This window comes from Steroidobacter sp. (assembly GCF_036402275.1).
Taxonomy (GTDB): Bacteria; Pseudomonadota; Gammaproteobacteria; order Steroidobacterales; family Steroidobacteraceae; genus Steroidobacter.
On record NZ_DASWTF010000050.1, the window covers coordinates 14,340 to 32,377 of the forward strand.

The following is an 18,038-nucleotide window of genomic DNA, read 5'->3' on the forward strand; positions in this document are numbered from 1 at the left end:
CTCCACACAATCATCCTGTCAGGGGCCGAAGGCCCCTGACAGCTGAAATCAAAACTGATAGCCGACCTTGACGCCCACTTCACGCGGCCGCGTGCGGTTGGCGTTGGTCCAGTCGTGATACGGATCGATCCACTTGTTCTCGTTGGTGAGATTGGTGCCGAACAGCTCGACGCTGGCCTGACCGATCTTCATGCCCAGACGCGCCGCCAGCAGCGAAATGTCGTCCGAGAACTGCGGCGTGTTCTCTCGCGGGAAGCTGCTCAGGTCGACGTAGCTCACCTTGTCGCGATAGCTGTAGTCGACGCGGAAGAAGCCCGGCATCGTCGCGCTCCAGTCGAAGTCGTAATTGGCGCCGAGCGTGTAGCTGATCTCCGGCACGTAGTCGACCGGATCGCCCGGCAGGTTGGTCGCGCCAAGCGCCTTCACTTCGGTGACTTCGCTGTCCAGGTAAGTGGCGGTGGTGTTCAACGTCAGCCTCTCGGTCGGCCGCAACGTCAGCCCCACTTCGACGCCTTTCACTTCGGTCTTGCCGATGTTGCTGGTCAGCTGAGACGTCTGGCCGGTCGCCGGATCGAACACCAGGCCACGACGCAGCATGTCTTTGTAGTCGCTGTAGAACGCCGCGATTTCGTACGCGAGCAGGCCGTCGGCCAGGATGCCCTTGCTGCCCAGCTCGTAGCTGACCAGGGTTTCCGGCTCGAAGTTCGGCGCCGGACCGCGATTGAAGCCGCCGCTGCGGAACCCGGTGCCCACGCTCGCGTAGATGTTGATGTCATCCGTCGCCTTGAACGACGCATAGACGCGCGGATCGACCGAGTCGAACGAATCCTTCTCGACGAACGTCAAGCCGTCCCAGTTCTCCTGGTCGTCTTCGAAGTAGCGTACGCCGCCGCCGATCTCCCAACGCTCGGCGAAGCGGAACGAGATGTCGCCGAACACGGCATACGACTGGTACGTGTCCCGATCGTAGTACTCGAGGTCGCCGAAGTAAGCGCCCGCGAACAGCGTGTCGTAGCTCGAGTAGAGCGAAGTGCTGAGCGAGCGATAGAACGCGCCGAAGGTGTAGTTGAAGAAGTTGTCGCCCGCGGAACTCAAGCGCAGCTCCTGAGTGAACTGGTGGGCGCGCGTGCGACGAGCGTCGGTGCCTTCAAGCGCGCCTTCGTAGATCGTCTCCGGGCCGCCGATGTACGAGAACGGATAATGATGATTGTGATCGATATAGGTGCTGGAGCTGAGCAGTTCGGCCGGGCCCAGGTCGTACTTCACATCGAGATTGTACAAGTCGTACTTGAACTCCTTCGGCACCAGGCGACGCGAGCGGTCGACCGCGACCGTCACGGTGCGATCCGGCTCTTCATAGCCGAGACCGAGCTCGCTCTCGTTGCGGTGGATCATCACCATGCCTTGCACCGACAGCGCCTCGGTCGGCTTCCACAGCATCTTGGTGCGGACCACGCGCAGGTCCTGGTTGTTGCCGTCTTCGATGCCCGCTTCCGGCTGATCCTGCCAGCCGCCGCCTTCCTCGGCGTGAGCGGCGATGCGAATGCCGAACTTGTCGGTGACGAGGGGCGCGTTCAACACGCCGGTGACCACTTCACGCGAGTCGCCGCCACTGATGAACGATTCCTGCGCTTCGATCGACCCGCCGAACTCGGAGAGATCGGGCGACTTGGTGATGTAACGCAGGGCGCCGGCCACCGTGCCCTGGCCGTACAACGTGCCCTGCGGGCCCTTCAGCACTTCGACGCGCTCGAGATCGATCGGACGCGCGTCGAGTTGGTCGAAGCCGGTGAGCGTGATGGGCGCTTCGTCGAGATACACGCCTACCAGCGCATCGCTGCCGTATTGATTGCTCAAGCCGCGCATGAAGATCTGATAGCTGCCCGGACCGTCCTCGCGCAGCGCCATGCCGGGCACCGCGAACGCGATGTCCTGGATGTTGGTGAGACCCTTCTGCGCAATTTCCTCGCCGCCGAGCGCGGTGATGGCCACCGGCACGTCGACCAGTCGCTGCTCGCGCTTTTGCGCGGTCACGATCACCTCTTCGACCGCCAGTTCCTGCGCCATCGTGCTGACGGAGGTGGTTGCCCCTACCACCGCCAGTGCCGTGATGTATCTAATTCGCTTCGCCATGTTGCCTCCCAACCTTTGATCCCCAGAGTAAAGCCGTTGTGCTAGTTATCCGCGTCGTTCGCTACTTCAGCGCGTTGACCGCGCTGTTGAAAAAGTCATTGTCGGCAATCGCCTCGGCTCCCTTCGGTTTGGAACGGGCACTCAACACCGCCACGATTACCTGCTCGCGCGGATTGATATAGATGTACTGACCGAAGATGCCGCGCGCGCTGAATGCGCCGTCGGCGAAAGAACCATTTGGGCGAGCCACCGGCCACCACATGTAGCCGTAGTCCACCCGCGCATTACCTACTTGCCGAGGCTGCGTCGCTTCGGCGATCCAGCCTTCCGGCAATACGCGCTCGTTGCCGATCACGCCGCCATTCATCATGAACAGGCCGAAACGCGCGTAGTCGCGCAACGTCGCGTTGATGCCGCTGCCGGCCACTTCGAGTCCCTCGGGCGCTTCGAGCCACCAGGTGGCGTCGCTCTGCATGCCGACCCTGGACCAGATTTTTTGTGACAAGTAGTCGGCGCACCACAGACCCGTGGCCGCGCGCACCAGCGCGCCGACGACGTGGGTTTCACCGGTGCTGTAGTTCCAGACGCTGCCGGGCGCGGCGATCCGACGCTGACCGGCCAGATACTTCATGATCGCACCCGGCTGCTGCGCGATTTGCATCTCGAGCATGCGGCGGCGCTCGGACTTCGGATCGGTGTGCGTATCGTCCCAATGCACGCCGGAAGTCATCTGCAGCAGGTGGCGAATCGAGACGCCGTCGTAGCTGGTGCCGCGAAGCTCGGGCAGATAGCGCGTGAGTTGATCGTCGACGCCGCCGATGAGCTTGTCCTGGATCGCCGCGCCCACCAATGTGGTGCTCACCGACTTCGCCATCGACATCGAAATCCAGCGCGTGCTGGCGTCGATGCCCAAGTCGTAATGCTCCAAAGCAATCCGGCCGCGCTTCAACAACAACAGGCCAGCGACGCGATTGCGTGAGAGATAGTCGACGAGGTCGAGCTCCATGCCTCTGGAGTGCACGACCATGTCTTGCAGCTGAATGTCAGCGCGCGGCAGCTCTTGAACCGGACCGCCACGAGCGATCACGCGCGTCGCGAAACCCCAATTCGTTTCGCGAAACAGCTGGAGCTGGACGTTGGGGAGCAGCTTGCCCGCGTAGGCGTCGCGGGCCACGGAAACGGCGGGCTCGGATTCATCCGCACGTCGGCTGCGCACTTCGGCGTCGCGATGCAAGGTGACATTCCTGAATAACAGCGATGGTGCTGTTATATCGCCGGGCCTCGGGGCGCACAGTTGCCAATGCCGACGGCTTCGGTGAGCTGCGATCACCAGGGAATGGCCTCCCTGGTGCGCATCTGTCACTAGTGAAGTTATTGGGCCGACTTCACTCCGATCTGCTGCCAGTGGCCGGGATTGAGGATCAGCTTGCCATCGGCGAAACGCACGTTGAGCGGATAACGCCCGGGCACCGTGAAGTCGCCTTGCGCCACGGGTTGCAACTCCACGGCCGCTTGCTTCTTGATCGCGAAGGCGTCGCGCGCGCCCGTGGCTTGCGCAACGAGCTTGCCGCCTTGCTCGGAGATGCGCACGCTCACGAACTCGCTGAACTTGTAGTCGCCCTGATACTTCGTCACATCGGCGGCAGCCACTTTGAAACGCTTGTTCGGCTGCATGGCGCGCGGCTGCTCGGGCACCGACGACAGAATCGCATCCCACATCACTTCGGAGGCGATCACACCGAGATCCACCGAGGTAAGCGCGCCCTCCTGCTTGTCATCCAATTCGCCCGTGGAAACTGCATAGAGCACGTCGCCGTCGTACTCCGTGGCGAAAGGCTGCAGGCCGCGCGCCATCGAGGTGTGGACTTGTACTGCAATTCGTTGGAGCAACGCCGGCTCCAATGTTTGATTCACGACCACCAGGCTGACGGTGGTGTTGCGACCGGCTTCCTTCGGCGGCTGCCAGCCCGGCTTGCGACTGTTCGGCATGCCGGCGAGCAGCTCGGTGGGACGCAACGTCTTCGGCCAACCTTCGCCCGGGTTGCATGCGACGACATTGCCGTTGCGATCGGTGACCACGCCGAACGCATTCACGACGGTGAACGCCGCGATCTTCACCGGACCGACCTGACGAAACGCACCACCCTGCCCGGAGTGCGCGTTACATCCGAAGAACTGACCGCTGCGAGCCGAACGTCCGGCGCCTTGCGCACCCAACGGGAACACACCAGGCTGGGCTGCACGGAACGCGGCCTGCGCCAGTCGCTTGTCCGGATAGATCTCGTTCAAGCGACGGTCGCCGAAGTCATAAATGATGGCGCCCACGGACAATGCGACGTTGTCCCAATGTCCACCGCGCACTCCGTCGTCCTTCAACGCCGTGGCCGCGGCCGTGGTCGCCTCGAGGCCGTACCAAGATCCGCCCGAGAACACCACGGTATCCAGATCGGGGTAGTTATATCCGAGACGCAGAAAGTCGGTGTTGACCGTGCCCGGCCCGCCACCACGAACATCCACCGCCCCCATCACTTTGCGACCGAAACGAAATACCGTGACGCCGGTCGGCCCTTCGGCGTACTCGCCGGTGCCGATCTCGAGCATGGGCCAGTCGAACTGCAGCTTCTTTTCGCCCGCGTTGGTCACCGGCTGCAGCGAATCCTGCGAGGTTTGGACGGTCCCCGACTCGGAGGCGTGGACAGGACAGGCGGTGACAGCGGCCAGCAGCAGGGCCGCCACGGACGAATGCAAGGTTCGCATCGGGCTACAACTCCGGGCATTTAACAGCGTCAGGCATTGAAGCACAGGCGAAAAAGCCGGGGCGATGCCATCAGGGACGCCGATGGTGCCCTGGGGACACCTCCGAGAGCACCACTTGTGCGGGAGTTCGTGGTGCGGGCAGGCAGCTTATGACTACTCTTGCCGCCGCCACCGATTATTGAACGTGAATGGGGAGCTCATCGAATGGGATTCGCCTTCGGCCTGCTCGTCCTGATCTTCGTGCCGGTCGCGTTCGTGCTCAGCGTCCGGAAATACGCGCGCGGATCGTTCGGTCGACGGGCGGTGACAGTGCTCTGGGTCGCGGCCGCCAGCCTGATCGCCGGCATCTATGGCCTGCTGCGTGCCTGGGAGCGCACGGATATTCTCGACTCCGCATCGATGATCGAGACCAGCGCCATCTTCGGCTTGTCGGCGCTGCTGCCCTTCGCGTTCTTCAGCCTCTATTTGCTGGGCAGATCGTGGCGGGCCTGGCTGGTCCTGCTCGCCGGCCTTCTCGTCGCCCTGCCGGGCTTTTTTCTGTTCGCGTACGCGCTGATGCGTGAAGCAAATATCCATCTGGATGCTGGGACGGCTCGGATCTATGAGCTACGCGGCGTGTCGCCGAAGCATGTGGAAACCGATTCGCCCCTGCCCCGGAACGCCAGTTATTACATTCTCGATACTCGGGAGTGGCCGCCGGATCTACCCTGGCCGCCACAGCTGCGCATCCGGCCCGATGAATACCATGCGCTGTTGGCAAAGAACCGGGCGCTGTTGTTCGTTCGACCGGGCGCGCTCGGCTATGCCTGGGTGGAGCGAGTGCTGCCGACGCCGACAGTGGAATGATCAGCCGACCGGCTGCATGTCGCCGAGCACGGTCGGGATGAGCTCCGATACCGTCGGATGAATGGGCACCGCCTGCTGCAGTTTCGTATAGGGCACATCGGCATTCATCACATCGATGATGCCGTGAATCGCTTCGTCCCCGCCCACGCCCAGAATGGATGCGCCGAGAATGCGCTTGGAGCGCGCATCGGCGATGACTTTCATGAACCCTTGCGTCTCGCCCTTTTCGATGGCGCGCCCCACTTTGCTCATGGGCCGCATGCCGATCAACAGTTGCCTGCCGCTGGCGCGCGCTTGCGTTTCCGTGAGGCCGACTCGTCCCAGCGGCGGATCGATGTACAGCGCGTAGGCTGGAATCCGTTGACTCACACGGCGATCCTCACCGTCGAGCAGGTTGGCGGCGACGATTTCGAAGTCGTTGTATGAAGTGTGTGTAAAAGCGCCGCGACCATTGCAATCGCCGAGCGCGAACACGCCGGCGACGTTCGTTTGTAGATGGTCGTCGACTTTGATGTAGCCACGCGCGTCGACTTCGATTCCAGCGCGGTCGAGACCGAGGTCGTGAGTGTTGGGCACGCGACCGACCGCCAGCAGCACGTGACTGCCGACCACGGTCGGCGAGCCTTGCTTGCAACTCACATGGACTTCGACGCCTTCGGCATGCGGCGCGAGGCTGATACATTCGGCATGAGTACGCAGCGCGATGCCTTCGTTCTGGAGGATGGATGCGATTGCGAGCGACACGTCCTCGTCCTCGCGACCGATCAGTCGCGCGCTCTGCTCCACCACGGTAACCTGCGAGCCAAAGCGCCGAAACATCTGCGCGAATTCCAGGCCGATGTAGCTGCCGCCGACCACCACCAGATGCTTGGGGACGAAATCGACTTGCAGGATGCTGGTGTTCGTCAGGAAAGGAATGTCTTCGACGCCCGGCATGTTCGGCACATTGGCGCGGCCGCCGACGTTGATGAATATGCGTGGCGCGGTGAGCGTCTGTTCGCCGACTCGGATGGTGTTGGCGGATTCGAATCGCGCGTGACCTTCGATGACCGTGCAGCCGCTCATGGAGCGCAGCCAGCTTTCGACGCCGGTGCGCGCATTGAGCGTTACCGTCGCGGCGCGCGCCTGCACGCGTTTCATGTCGATGCCGATCGGGCTGTTTGTGATCACGCCGTAGTCGGCGGCCCTGCGTGCGATGTGGGCGGCATAGGCGCTGGCGACCAGCGTCTTGGTCGGCATGCAGCCGGTGTTGACGCAAGTCCCGCCGAACAGCTTGCGCTCGATCAACGCGACCTTCATTCCGGCTTTGGTGAGGCGACCCGCGAGCGACGGCCCGGCTTGGCCGGCGCCGATGATGATGGCGTCGAAGCTGTGTGTCATCGCTGAGCCCGCCCGCGGAAAATTGCGCCGAAGGGTGCGGTCATCGCAAAGCTAGCACGATGAGGACCGCGCCCGCGATGGCCACCGCATCTTCGATGAACGCAGCCGGAGGATCCTTACCGAATGCCGCCGCCATCCTGGCCCTCGCAGCCGCTCCACCGAAGGTGCCAATGATCGCCCCTATCACGCCGATCGCCGCGCCAACCCAGAGCGATCCAGCGGCCACGCCCATCGCGCCGCCCGTCGCCGCACCCATCAGGATGCGAGTGCCGAACTGCACGGGCACTTTGCGGCTCGGCGTGGAGGGCAACTGGTCGGCGATCAACTCACCGATGGCCAGCACCAGGAAAATCCAGGGCGTCCAGCGATAGCCCAGGAAGGCGAGCCAGGTGCCACTCAAGCCCAACAACCCGTAATGCGCGGCAAAAGACACCGCCGCCGGCGCCGTCATGGCCCGCAGCCCCGCCACGACGCCGATCAACAATGCGAGGAGATACAGCATGGCCCGCCCATTAGATGTAATTGAAACCCGATGCTAATCCAACCCATCCCATCCCTGACCAGGTGAAACTGCAGAAAAGCACGAATAGTCAAGCGCGCGAACGATGGTGGCTACGACCGTTTGTTCGTCCGGCGGCTGTTGCCGCGCTTCTTCGCATTGCTCGGCCCTTCTTCGTCACGGCCTTCCAACGCAGCCCGGACCACGGCAGTGGTACGTTGCATATGGAGCTCGATCAAACGGCAGGCGCGCGGCGCCTTGCGGGCAAGTGCGGCTTCGAGGAGCGCTTCGTGCTCATCGTGCACGTCGGCGCCGGCTTCGGCCTGCGAGATCATTCGATAACGCTCGGAGTGATAGTGGAGCATGCCGCGCAGGCGAAGCAGCCACTTCGAGCCGCATGCGGACACCAGCGCTTCGTGAAAGCGACGGTTGGCGCTTTCCCAGCGCGCCAAAGTCGCCGCGTCATCCCGCTTGCGACTCTCTTCGAGCGCGGCAAGTTCGTCGTAGGCTTGTTTGACGGCGCGCTCCCACTCCGGCCCGCCCTTTTCGATGGCCAGCGACAGCGCCTGAGTTTCGATCAGCAGGCGCGTGCTCATCGTGTCCTGCAACTCCTCGGGCGAGATCTGGGACACCCAGAAGCCGCGCTGGCCCTCGGCCACCGCCAGAGCATCGCCGGTCAATTTCACCAACGCCTCGCGCAGCGGGCTCAAGCCCACGTTGTAGCGCTGGGTCAGCATCTCCATCGCCAGCTTCGACCCCGGCGGCAGCGCGCCGGAAATGATGTCCCGGCGAAGATGCCGATACGTCTGGTCGGCGATGGTCTTGGCGACCGTGGCGTTGTCCGTTTCGCTGTTCATTACGGCCCTCCCCAGGTGACCGCATGATAAGACTCGGGTGCGTTGGCAGCTCTTATTTCTGCGTCCGATACTCGATGCCCGCCCGAGTATCCTCCGGCCCACGCTGCGCCTGTACCGACAAATCTTTAGAAAGCTTGTAGCGCAGAGTGATGACCTCGCCAGGCTCGAACAACCCGACGCCATAACTCAAATACACACGCGGCGAGAGATACTGCCCGACGGTGAGCGCCGCGCCTCCAATCATTTCGTCATCCTTCACAGCCAGCTCATCCGCGCCCAATCGACGGCCGACATTCTTTGCGAGCAACCCACCGGCCGCCGCGCCCAGCGAGCGCGTGGCGGCTTGAACGGCATCGCCTTCGCCCTCGCCGGAGCCGATGTCGTCGAGCGGTTTGCCGGCAACGATGTAGGAAAGCGCATTTGCCTGCCCCATCGGCGGATTCGAGAATACCGTGAGCTCCGGACTCTGCGCATTCCCCCGGATTCGCAGGCCCGCGACGACATCCTCCACCGTGCGCGTCGCCTCGATTCGCAACTGAGGATTGTCGAGCGGCGTGGACGCGTAGAGCAGTTGCCCTTCCTGGATCACGAGATCCTGACCATACGCTTTATAGGTACCGGTGACGTTCACCGTGCCCGAACCCACCGTGTCCGTGCCCGGCCGCTCACGCACGTCGAGCTGACCGGCCACCTTCGCCACCAGCCCGAACCCAGTGAGATTCACTTCCTCGCCGAGCGCCACGACTATGTTGGCGTACAAGGGAATCGCCTTCTCCGCGACCTCCTCTTGCGTCTCCGCATCGACGACCACGACATCGGGCGATGCCGCCTGCGCCTTATCGCCACCACGCGGCAGCTTCTGCAAATTCACATCCGCCTCGGGAATGGTGACCTTGCCTGACAGAGTCATGCGCTCTTCATTACGCACCATGTCCAGATCCGGCGTGATCACCACTTTCGCGCCCGGGATATCCGCCGCCAGGAAACGATCGCCATCGATCTGCATGTTGATCGCGCCGCTCGGACTCGCCGTGCCAGCAAACTTCAGCGAGCCCTTACCCGACTCGATTCCGCCCGACACCTGAAACTCCGTCGCGGAGCTCGGCCGCACATCCACACGACCGTTCTTCAAGTGCAGTCCGATCGCCGGAATATCCGCCGCCAGCTCGGCGGCCGACACCGTGCCTGTGATGGCCGGCTCCTGCACAGTCCCCGTCACGTTGCCCTGCGCATCCAGCCGCCCGTGGACGTTCGCAAGCTGCGGCGCGAATACTGCGAAGGGGGCCAGATCGGGCAGACTCGCATTCAAGCGCCCGTTGATCTGCGCGTTCGGCTGATTGAGCCCTCGCACTTCGCCTTCGCCCTGCAACGAACCGTTCTCTTGCAGCCCCGTGCTGATCGAAGCTCGCGCATCCGGCCCCGACAGGTTGGCCTCCAGCCTGAAATCCCGATACGTCAGCAATGTTTCTTCTTCGACCGGCTCCTCTCCTTCCTCGACCGCCACGTTGCGCGACATGCTGCCCGAGGCGGAGCTCACCGTAGCGTTACCAAACAAGTTGCCCTCGGCGTCGCGCCGAATGTCGCCCCGCCCCGCGATCAATCCCTTGAAGCGCAGCGGCAAGTCCTCGCTGGACATCGAGTTCGCCAAAGCGAGCGGCACGTTGGCCAGCGAATAGCTGCCCTGCATGGAACCGTCCGGCTGCATGCCTCCTTGCATGCACAGCTCGATGTCACGATCCACGAAACAAGCGCGAGAGACATCCACCGCCTTCGATTTCACGACGATGTTGGCGGGCTCTCGCAGGCTGAGACGCGCCGCATCTTTCACATCGAGCACGAGTCGCTGCACAGCGCCCGACCAACCATCCTCCTGGCGACCGCCCTGCACCGCTATGGAGAACGCGAGTGGCTTTCCGGTCGTATTCACTTCCGCGCGGTGCTCAGCGGAGTTGCCTGAGGCGTTCAACTGCATCGAATCGAACTCGAAGCCCGCAGCCGACAAGCCCGCGAGCGTCAATTTGACCGCGCCCTCCGGATCGAGCGGCTTGTTCACGTGGGCATCGAGCGTCAGCTCATTGAGCCGCATCTCGTTCATGTGCAGCTCACGGCCGCGCGCATCGCCGTTGATCGCGATCTCAGGCCACTTGCCCAACACCCGAAAGTTCGCCGTCAGCTCGCCACCGGAGTTCGGCATCCAGTCGTTCAATGAAGCGACATCGACCGTGGCGGTGGCATCGATCTGCTCGCTCTTGGCCGCCTGCACTCGCAGTCTGCTCTCACCCGAGCTCAAGGCCAGCGTGCCCGCCGGCAAGTAAGGCGCCGTAAGCGTCATATCGGCATCGCCTGAGATGGGCCGACCCCGCAACCGACCGCGCAGCTCGGTGAGTTTTAACGTCGCATCCGGCCCCTGTTCGGTCATCTTGCCCTGCGTAGCCAGTTGGAACCGCAGACTGCCCGGCCATTCGACAGCGAACGCGCCTGGATCGAAATTCTGCCCGCGCGCCTCGACACTCCACGCGAGCGCCGGCTTCAGATTCACTTTACCGGTCGCGGCCAGGCGTCCTTTCTTCTGCACGATATCGAACTGTTGCAACTCGACCAGCTCGGGGGTGCCGCGCACTTGCAAAGCAATGTCCGCCTGCTGCTTTTGCGGCCCCAACGTGAGTCGCCCCTTCGAGTTATACAGTTGCGGATTGCCGTCGAAATCCAACTGGCCGTGCGTGTACAGCTCCTGACCGATCCACGCGGGCGGCACGATCACATCGCGCCAGCGCGCGCTCGCTTTGCTGGTCCAGGACTCTTCAGAGAATTGAATATCGGCGTTGGCCATCAACTCGCCGGCTGTCTGGCCGATGCGGAGCAATGTTTCCAGCAGCAGCCGCTCTTCCTTGCGAGTGAAGCGAACCGACTCCAATTCCAGCGGCTCGTCGTTGATCGTCAATCGTCCGGCCACGACGCCATGATTCAACGTACCCTCGCCGTGCAACGATGCAGACAAGCTTTGAAAACTCGAATCGGGCATCAGCTCTTCACGCGGATCGAAGCGCGGCACTTCGAGTTGAAGTTGCCACTGGCGCTCTCTGTCCTGCGCCATCTTCGCGTTCAACTGCGCCTGCAACGGTGCGGACAGGTTGGCCGCGGCGAATGCCTCCGTGTCGTTACCGGAGAGCACCAAGGTGCCGGCGAAAGTCTGCTCGCCTGCTGTCCATCGGAAGCGCCCCGTCCCTTTGCCTACATAGGCTTTGGGTTGCGCGACCCGACCGTCGAACTTCACGAATCCCTGCGGCGCTTGCACGTCCAAGGTTTTGATTTCGAGCGCTTCCTCGGTCCACTGACCCACGAGCTCCGCGCGAGTGACTTCGACCACGGTCGCCTCGGGATTGCGCACCTTCACGTTCCGCGCAAGAAACGAATCCACCGCGATATCGATCGGCGGCTTCAGGCTGAAAGGTTTGGAGGGCTCTGGCGGCGGTTGCGGCTCCGTCGGCTCGTGGGTGAGCACGTCGACACCGCTGATGTCCAACTTGCCCACGTGCACGAGCGTATGCCAAAGATCCGACATCACGAGATCGAGCTCGATCGCCGCGACACTCGCATCGATGCCCGCGGCCGGATCGCGATAACGCAGATCCGCGATACGAAGCGGCCCGGCGATGGTGCCGTCGATGGAGCCGATCGCAAGCTTGTCTCCCAGCACCGCGCCGGCGCGAGCGGCGGCGAATCGCGCGCCCGATTCGGTGTTCAGCACCCACGCGATCGTGCCGACGATGACGACGATCAACACCGCAATGACGATGCCGGTCCACGCCAGAGTCTTCTTGACTGTGCTATTCATAAGTCTGGACCGATGACCAGATGCACCCGCCAGGAATCATCCAGCTCCGTAACGACCGGCTTCGCAATATCCACGCGCACCAGCCCGATCGGTGATTTCCAGCGCAGGCCGAGGCCCGCGCCGACGTTGGCGTCGAAATTCGATTTGAAAGCATCGCCGCCGTCGACGAACACCGCGGCGCCCCAGTTATCCAGGAAGAAGTGCTCGTACTCGGCGCTGCCGACGGCGAGGTACTCGCCGCCGATGACGCCGCCAGTGGCGTTGGTCTCGCCGATCTGTTGATAATCGAAGCCGCGGATGGAACGGTCGCCGCCGGCGAAGAAACGCAACTCGGGCGGCAGCGCGTCGAAATCGTCCACCACCATCGCACCGAAGGCGGCGCGTGCGATCACACGCCCATCGTCACCGACCTTGCGCAGCCATTTTCCTTCGGCGCGCGCTTGCGTGAAGCTCGTGTCCGACAGCAAGGACTCGAAAGCAAAGCGCAGGCCATACAGCAACGAGTAGCCCGACGTGGGGAACTGACGATCGTCGGCTTGTTTGCGGGTCAGCAGCCCTTCGGCGTACAGCAGACTGGTCGAGCCGCGCTGATCGGCGATCTCGAAATCGCCATTCAAATATTGCAAGCCCAAGGTGCGAGTGAAGCCTTTCCAGCGCTCGGTGACCTCGTTGGCAGCCAGGCGCGCCATGCGCGACGTGCTGGTGTCCGTTTCCTCGTCACGATAGCCCGCGCCGATGGTGTAGTTGCGCGGACGCAAGCCGGGCTTTGGCATTTGATACGTGGTGCTGATCTCCTGCAGACGCGACGAATACTCGATCTCGCCGCCCAGCTTGTGGCCGCGCTTGTTGAGCCAGCGCCGCTGCGCGCCGAGCTTGATGCCGGGCCCCGAGTCGGTGCTGAAATAAATATTCGCGCTGTACACGGTCCGCTTGGCGCGAATGAGCATCACATCCACCGGCACCACGCCGTTGGCCGCGTGTTCCAGATCGGGAGCGACGGCAACCGAGGCGAAATAGTCCGCGTCCACCAGCGACTGCTGAAGCGCCAGCAGCTTGTCCGCGGAGTAGTACTCCCCCTCCTCCCAGGTTTTGTATTTCTGCAGAAACGAATCGGGGAACTGCGACTCGGAAAAGCGTACCTCGCCGAGGCGATGGCGCTGACCCGCATCCCAGGCCAGGTCGATATCCGCGGTGTTCGCGCTGCGCACCACCGATACCTTATGGCGCACCAGTTGCGCGGCGAGATAGCCGTCGTTGGCGAGGGCGGCCGCGATCTGCTGTTTACTGCGCTCGTAGGCGCCATGGTCCAGCCGTGCCCCATGCTTGGGCTCGAATTTTTCCAACGCCAGCTTGACGGGCTCGATCGCCGCGGCCTCCGGATTCACCTCGACGCTGGCCTGCTGAACGATGACCGGATCGCCGCGGTTCACGTCGAAAATCGCGTGAAACTTACCGGGCTCGGGCCGTTCCAGGCGGCTCTCGATGGTCGGGTTGTAATATCCGAAGGGTTCGAGCGAGCGCGCGATCTGCTCCTTGCCGCGATCGAACAGCCGCCGCGTCTCGGCCGGCGATACTTCGCGCTCTTCGTATTGCTTCAGCTCGAGATTGGCGCGCGCCGATTCGAGAATTTCATCCTCGATACCGTTGATGGTAACGGTGACGCGATCGGCCCACGCAGTTGCGCCGCACGACAGACTGGCAAACAACACGCCGAGCACGCGCAACCCAACACCGCGCTGTCCACACCCAGAGCCACGGAAAATCCATTCATGAGTCATGGGCCGGGAAGTCGCGGATGAAGTCAGATTTCATTCAATAGGGACGTTTTAGTGCTCCTCTTGTTCCATGGATGCACAGGCGGAACTTGAAAGCCGGGCCGCCGCACCGGACAATCCGTTCCCGCGATCTTAACCTCTTCAGCAGGTAATCCGATGACAATCTCCAGAATTCTCGCTTCCACCGTCATGCTCGGCGCCCTGAGCGTGTTCGCTCCGCTCACCTATGCCAAGACCTGCGAGCTGAGCATCGAAGGCAACGACGCCATGCAGTTCAGCAAGCCGACCCTGGCGGTCGCCGCCGATTGCACCGAAGTGACGCTGACCTTGAAGCATTCCGGCAAGCTGCCCGCCGCCGCCATGGGCCACAACTGGGTGCTGACCGAAACGGCCGCGTTCCAGCCGGTCGCCACCGCCGGCATGTCCGCGGGCCTGCCGAACAACTATGTGCCGAAGGACGACAAGCGCGTGATCGCGCACACCAAGGTGGTCGGCGGCGGCGAAAGCACCAGTGTGACGTTCCCGACCTCGAAGCTGAAAAAAGGCGGCGATTACACCTTTTTCTGTTCCTTCCCCGGCCACTGGTCGGTCATGAAGGGGAAGCTCACGTTCGGCTGATCGATCAAGCGACAGAGCTTGGCGCAAGCGGCGCGGCCGCTTGCGCCGGCTCACGCACACGCAGAACCGCGACGCCGGCCAGGAACAGACTGGCCCCGCCCACCGCCAGGGCATACACGGGCGCACCGCCCATGAAAGTCCGCAGCAGAAAACCCAACACGCTGGCCGCCAGCAGCTGCGGAATCACAATGAAGAAATTGAAGATGCCCATGTACACGCCCATCTTCTCGGCGGGCAAGTTGTCGGACAGCAACGCGTAAGGCAGCGACAGAATCGACGCCCAGGCGAAGCCCACGCCGAGCATCGCAACCAGCAGCCATTGCGGATCGCGAATCACCAGAAACGCGAGCAACCCGGCCGCGCCCAGCCATACATTGATCAGATGGCTCACGCGCAGGCCCCAACGTCGCACCATCAAAGGAATGACCAGAGCGGCGAGCGCGGCGAAGCCGTTATAAGCGCCGAACAACACACCGACCCAGTTCGCGCCTTCGTTATAGGCGGCGGATCGCACGTCGGTGGTGCCGAAATGCACCTGGGTCACGGCCGCCGTCGTGTAGATCCACATGGCGAACAGTGCGAACCAGGAAAAGAACTGCACGACCGCCAGCCGCCGCATGGCTTCCGGCATGTCGTGCACGTCGGTCATGATGGACGTGAACATATTGCTCGACCGCGAGCTGCTGAGAATCAGCAGCGCGACGCCGTAGACCGCGATGCCGCCGCCGAGCAGATACAGCTGCCGATCCCAACCGAACATATATATAGAGAGCAACCCGAGCACGCCCGCGCCGACCCAGATTGCTCCGTCGCGCCGTGACCGCGAAACATCGAGCGGCCGGTGGCGCACCACGCCCGCGTCATCGAAATTCTTGAGCTGCTCGGGTGGATACTCACGCGTGCTGAACACCGTCCAGCTCACCGCGCCCAATAACATGGCGCCACCGAAGTAGAAGGAATATTTCACCGTATCCGGGATCTCACCCGCTCCGGCGGTGTTCTCGACGCCGAGCCGCGTCAGGATCCAGGGCAACGTGCTCGCGATGACCGAGCTCACGCCAATGAAAAAACTTTGCATGGCGTAGCCCGTCGGCCGCTGCGGCGGCGGCAATTGATCGCCGACATACGCGCGAAACGGCTCCATCGATACATTGATGGATGCATCCAGGATCCAGAGCAGACCGGCGGCGACCCACAGCATGGGCGAGTTCGGCATGCACAGCAGCGCCAGACTCGCCGCGAGCGCGCCGAAGAAAAAATACGGCCGGCGACGCCCGAGTCGCGTCCAGGTACGGTCGGAGTAGTAGCCGACGATGGGCTGCACGATCAGACCGGTCAGCGGCGCGGCCACCCACAGCATCGGAATCTGATCCAGATCCGCGCCGAGGGTCTGGAAAATGCGACTCACATTGGCGTTCTGGAGAGCGAAGCCGAATTGAATGCCCAGAAACCCGAAACACATGTTCCAGATTTGCCAGAACGACAGCGTGGGCTTCTGCATGCGGCTCATGTCGCATCTTGCGCCGCGCACACCACGTAGCTCAAGGGCTCCAGCGTCACGCGATAACTTCCTGGCGCTGACGGCCGCGGCGCGCAGGTTCCTTGCAGCGAAGTGAAGGCGCGAGTGCGAACATCGACTTCGACGTTAGCCTGCAAGGGCTCCGTGGAAGTGTTGAAAGCGATCACGATCTCACGTTCGGTCTGGGGATCGATGCGCGAGACCGCGAACAGGCCCGGCTTCTCCGAGTAGTTGCGCACGATCTGTTTGCCTCGACGCAAGGCTGCGTGGTCCTTGCGAAGCGCCGCCATCTCCTTGATGGCTGAATACAAGGGATGATTGCGGTCGAAGTTGCTCTGGGCAGTGGTCGCCTTCGTCCCCAGCAGCACATTGTCGTTGTAAACGGCGACGCGGCTCGGAAACATGTCTTCGCGCGCATCCTGATCCACGCCGTCACCGGCAAAGCCTTGCTCGTCGCCCGCATAGATGACGGGCACGCCACGCAAGGTGAACATCATCGCGTGCGCCAGCAAGGACCGTTGTAGAACCTCCGCATCGCTCGCGCCTTGCAGATGCTTGCGGGCGTAAAATCCAAAGCGACCGGCGTCATGATTGCTGATGAAGGTCGGCAACTGGAGCGCGGTGGCTTCGCCGCCTTCATACAGCGAATCGCCATTGAATAAAGCCGTCAGCTTGTCCGGCCCCGCGTTCTTGGTGAGCGTTTCGAGCACTGCGGCCCGGAACGCGAAATCCAGCACCGTCGGCAGCTTATCGACGCGCGTGTGCCGGGCCAGCGTGGCCACGTCGATATTCTCGGCGAACACCTCGCCAAAGATATGGAAGTTCGGAATGTTACGTTCCTTTGCCTTGGCCAGCATGGCCGGCACGAAGGCTTGCCAGAACTCCGGATTCACATGCCTCGCCGTGTCGATGCGGAAGCCGTCGACACCGAACTCCTCGATCCAGCGCCCGTAGATATCGACAAAGCCCTGCACGACGCGCGGGTTCTGGGTCATGAGATCGTCGAGCCCGACGAAGTCTCCCATGATGCTGCTCTCGCCGCGGAACGTGGTGTCGCCCCGGTTGTGATACCAGATCGGATCGTTGAGCCACTCGGGCACTTTCACCTTGGCTTCGTGTGGACGCACGAAAGGCTCATAAGCGTAGTCGGCGCGCTTGAGCTTCGCGAAGTTCGCTTCAGTCTGTACGCGCTCGCCCAGAAATCCTTCATTGATCGCCGAGCCATCGGTGCCGCCGGCCCGGCTGTAGGGATAGTCGGCGGGCGAGCGAAACACACACGCCGTGTTCGAGCACTGCCGATAGGAAATGACGTCCGCCGTATGGTTGGTGATGATGTCCAGATACACCTTCATGCCGCGGGCGTGGGCGGCATCGACGAACGCCTTCATGTCCTTCTGCGTGCCGAAGTGGTCGTCGACGCGCGTGAAGTCAGTGATCCAATAACCGTGGTAACCGGCGCTCTCGTTGCCCGGCGGACCTTGCACGGGCTTGTTCTTGTAGATGGGGCCGAGCCAGATCGCCGTCGCGCCGAGGCCTTGGATGTAATCGAGCCGTGAGATCAGACCCTTCAGGTCGCCGCCGTGATAGAACCCTTTGTGCGTGGGATCGAAGCCGGTCTCGAGCCGGTCGCCCTTGAGCCCGGCGCGGTCGTTGGCCGGATCGCCATTCTCGAAGCGATCCGGCAGCAGGAAATAAACGACTTCGTCTTGAGGCAGTCGCTCGCGGAAATCATTGGCGTCGGCTGCTTGCGCAGCCGACAGCCAGAGCAACCATGAGCATGCCAGCAACCGGGCAGACCGTCGCATCGCCATCTCTTGTC

12 protein-coding genes are annotated in these 18,038 nt (G+C 62.7%); 2 read left to right on the plus strand and 10 right to left on the minus strand.

Annotated features, from left to right (window positions below):
* Nucleotides 1-48: 48 nt before the first annotated feature.
* The 3 genes from VGD45_RS29140 to VGD45_RS29150 all read right to left on the minus strand — a co-directional run bounded on the left by VGD45_RS29140 (nucleotide 49) and on the right by VGD45_RS29150 (nucleotide 4,890).
* Nucleotides 49-2,133: a TonB-dependent receptor gene (locus VGD45_RS29140; RefSeq protein ID WP_331158916.1), complete on the minus strand. Its 2,085-nt coding sequence runs from the start codon at nucleotides 2,131-2,133 to the stop codon at nucleotides 49-51.
* 61 nt (nucleotides 2,134-2,194) lie between these two features.
* Complete coding sequence (locus VGD45_RS29145) at nucleotides 2,195-3,367, minus strand: serine hydrolase (protein ID WP_331158917.1); 1,173 nt, start codon at nucleotides 3,365-3,367, stop codon at nucleotides 2,195-2,197.
* Between the two features lie 137 nt (nucleotides 3,368-3,504).
* On the minus strand, nucleotides 3,505-4,890 hold the full coding sequence (locus tag VGD45_RS29150; RefSeq protein WP_331158918.1) for a P1 family peptidase: 1,386 nt from the start codon (nucleotides 4,888-4,890) through the stop codon (nucleotides 3,505-3,507).
* Nucleotides 4,891-5,094: 204 nt separating this feature from the next.
* On the opposite strand from VGD45_RS29150, the gene VGD45_RS29155 reads away from it, so the two are divergent.
* Nucleotides 5,095-5,736, plus strand: a complete 642-nt coding sequence (locus VGD45_RS29155; protein WP_331158919.1) for a hypothetical protein — start codon at nucleotides 5,095-5,097, stop codon at nucleotides 5,734-5,736.
* Here VGD45_RS29155 and VGD45_RS29160 read toward each other — a convergent pair whose 3' ends face one another.
* From VGD45_RS29160 to VGD45_RS29180, 5 genes are all read right to left on the minus strand, one after another.
* Nucleotides 5,737-7,116 (minus strand): FAD-containing oxidoreductase, encoded by a 1,380-nt coding sequence (locus VGD45_RS29160; RefSeq protein WP_331158920.1) that lies wholly within the window; start codon nucleotides 7,114-7,116, stop codon nucleotides 5,737-5,739.
* A gap of 40 nt (nucleotides 7,117-7,156) precedes the next feature.
* Entirely contained in the window at nucleotides 7,157-7,618 is a 462-nt protein-coding gene (locus VGD45_RS29165; protein ID WP_331158921.1) for a hypothetical protein, read from the minus strand.
* A gap of 110 nt (nucleotides 7,619-7,728) precedes the next feature.
* A complete protein-coding gene (locus VGD45_RS29170; RefSeq protein ID WP_331158922.1) occupies nucleotides 7,729-8,472 on the minus strand; it encodes a GntR family transcriptional regulator in 744 nt (247 codons plus the stop codon).
* A gap of 52 nt (nucleotides 8,473-8,524) precedes the next feature.
* Nucleotides 8,525-12,307 carry a translocation/assembly module TamB domain-containing protein gene (locus tag VGD45_RS29175; protein WP_331158923.1) on the minus strand — a complete coding sequence of 1,261 codons (3,783 nt, stop codon included), beginning with the start codon at nucleotides 12,305-12,307 and terminating at the stop codon, nucleotides 8,525-8,527.
* On the minus strand, nucleotides 12,304-14,085 hold the full coding sequence (locus VGD45_RS29180) for an autotransporter assembly complex family protein (RefSeq protein WP_331158924.1): 1,782 nt from the start codon (nucleotides 14,083-14,085) through the stop codon (nucleotides 12,304-12,306). The genes VGD45_RS29175 and VGD45_RS29180 overlap by 4 nt, the downstream gene beginning before the upstream one ends.
* 153 nt (nucleotides 14,086-14,238) lie before the next feature.
* Here VGD45_RS29180 and azu point away from each other — a divergent pair, with 153 nt between their 5' ends.
* Nucleotides 14,239-14,700: an azurin gene (gene azu, locus VGD45_RS29185; RefSeq protein WP_331158925.1), complete on the plus strand. Its 462-nt coding sequence runs from the start codon at nucleotides 14,239-14,241 to the stop codon at nucleotides 14,698-14,700.
* A gap of 4 nt (nucleotides 14,701-14,704) precedes the next feature.
* Here the strand turns inward: azu and VGD45_RS29190 are convergent, their stop codons facing one another.
* On the minus strand, nucleotides 14,705-16,210 hold the full coding sequence (locus VGD45_RS29190; RefSeq protein ID WP_331158926.1) for an MFS transporter: 1,506 nt from the start codon (nucleotides 16,208-16,210) through the stop codon (nucleotides 14,705-14,707).
* The gene (locus tag VGD45_RS29195; RefSeq protein WP_331158927.1) at nucleotides 16,207-18,024 is read right to left on the minus strand and encodes an alpha-amylase family glycosyl hydrolase; all 1,818 of its coding nucleotides are present in this window, start codon (nucleotides 18,022-18,024) and stop codon (nucleotides 16,207-16,209) included. Before VGD45_RS29195 ends, VGD45_RS29190 begins: the two co-directional genes overlap by 4 nt.
* Between the last annotated feature and the right edge of the window lie 14 nt (nucleotides 18,025-18,038).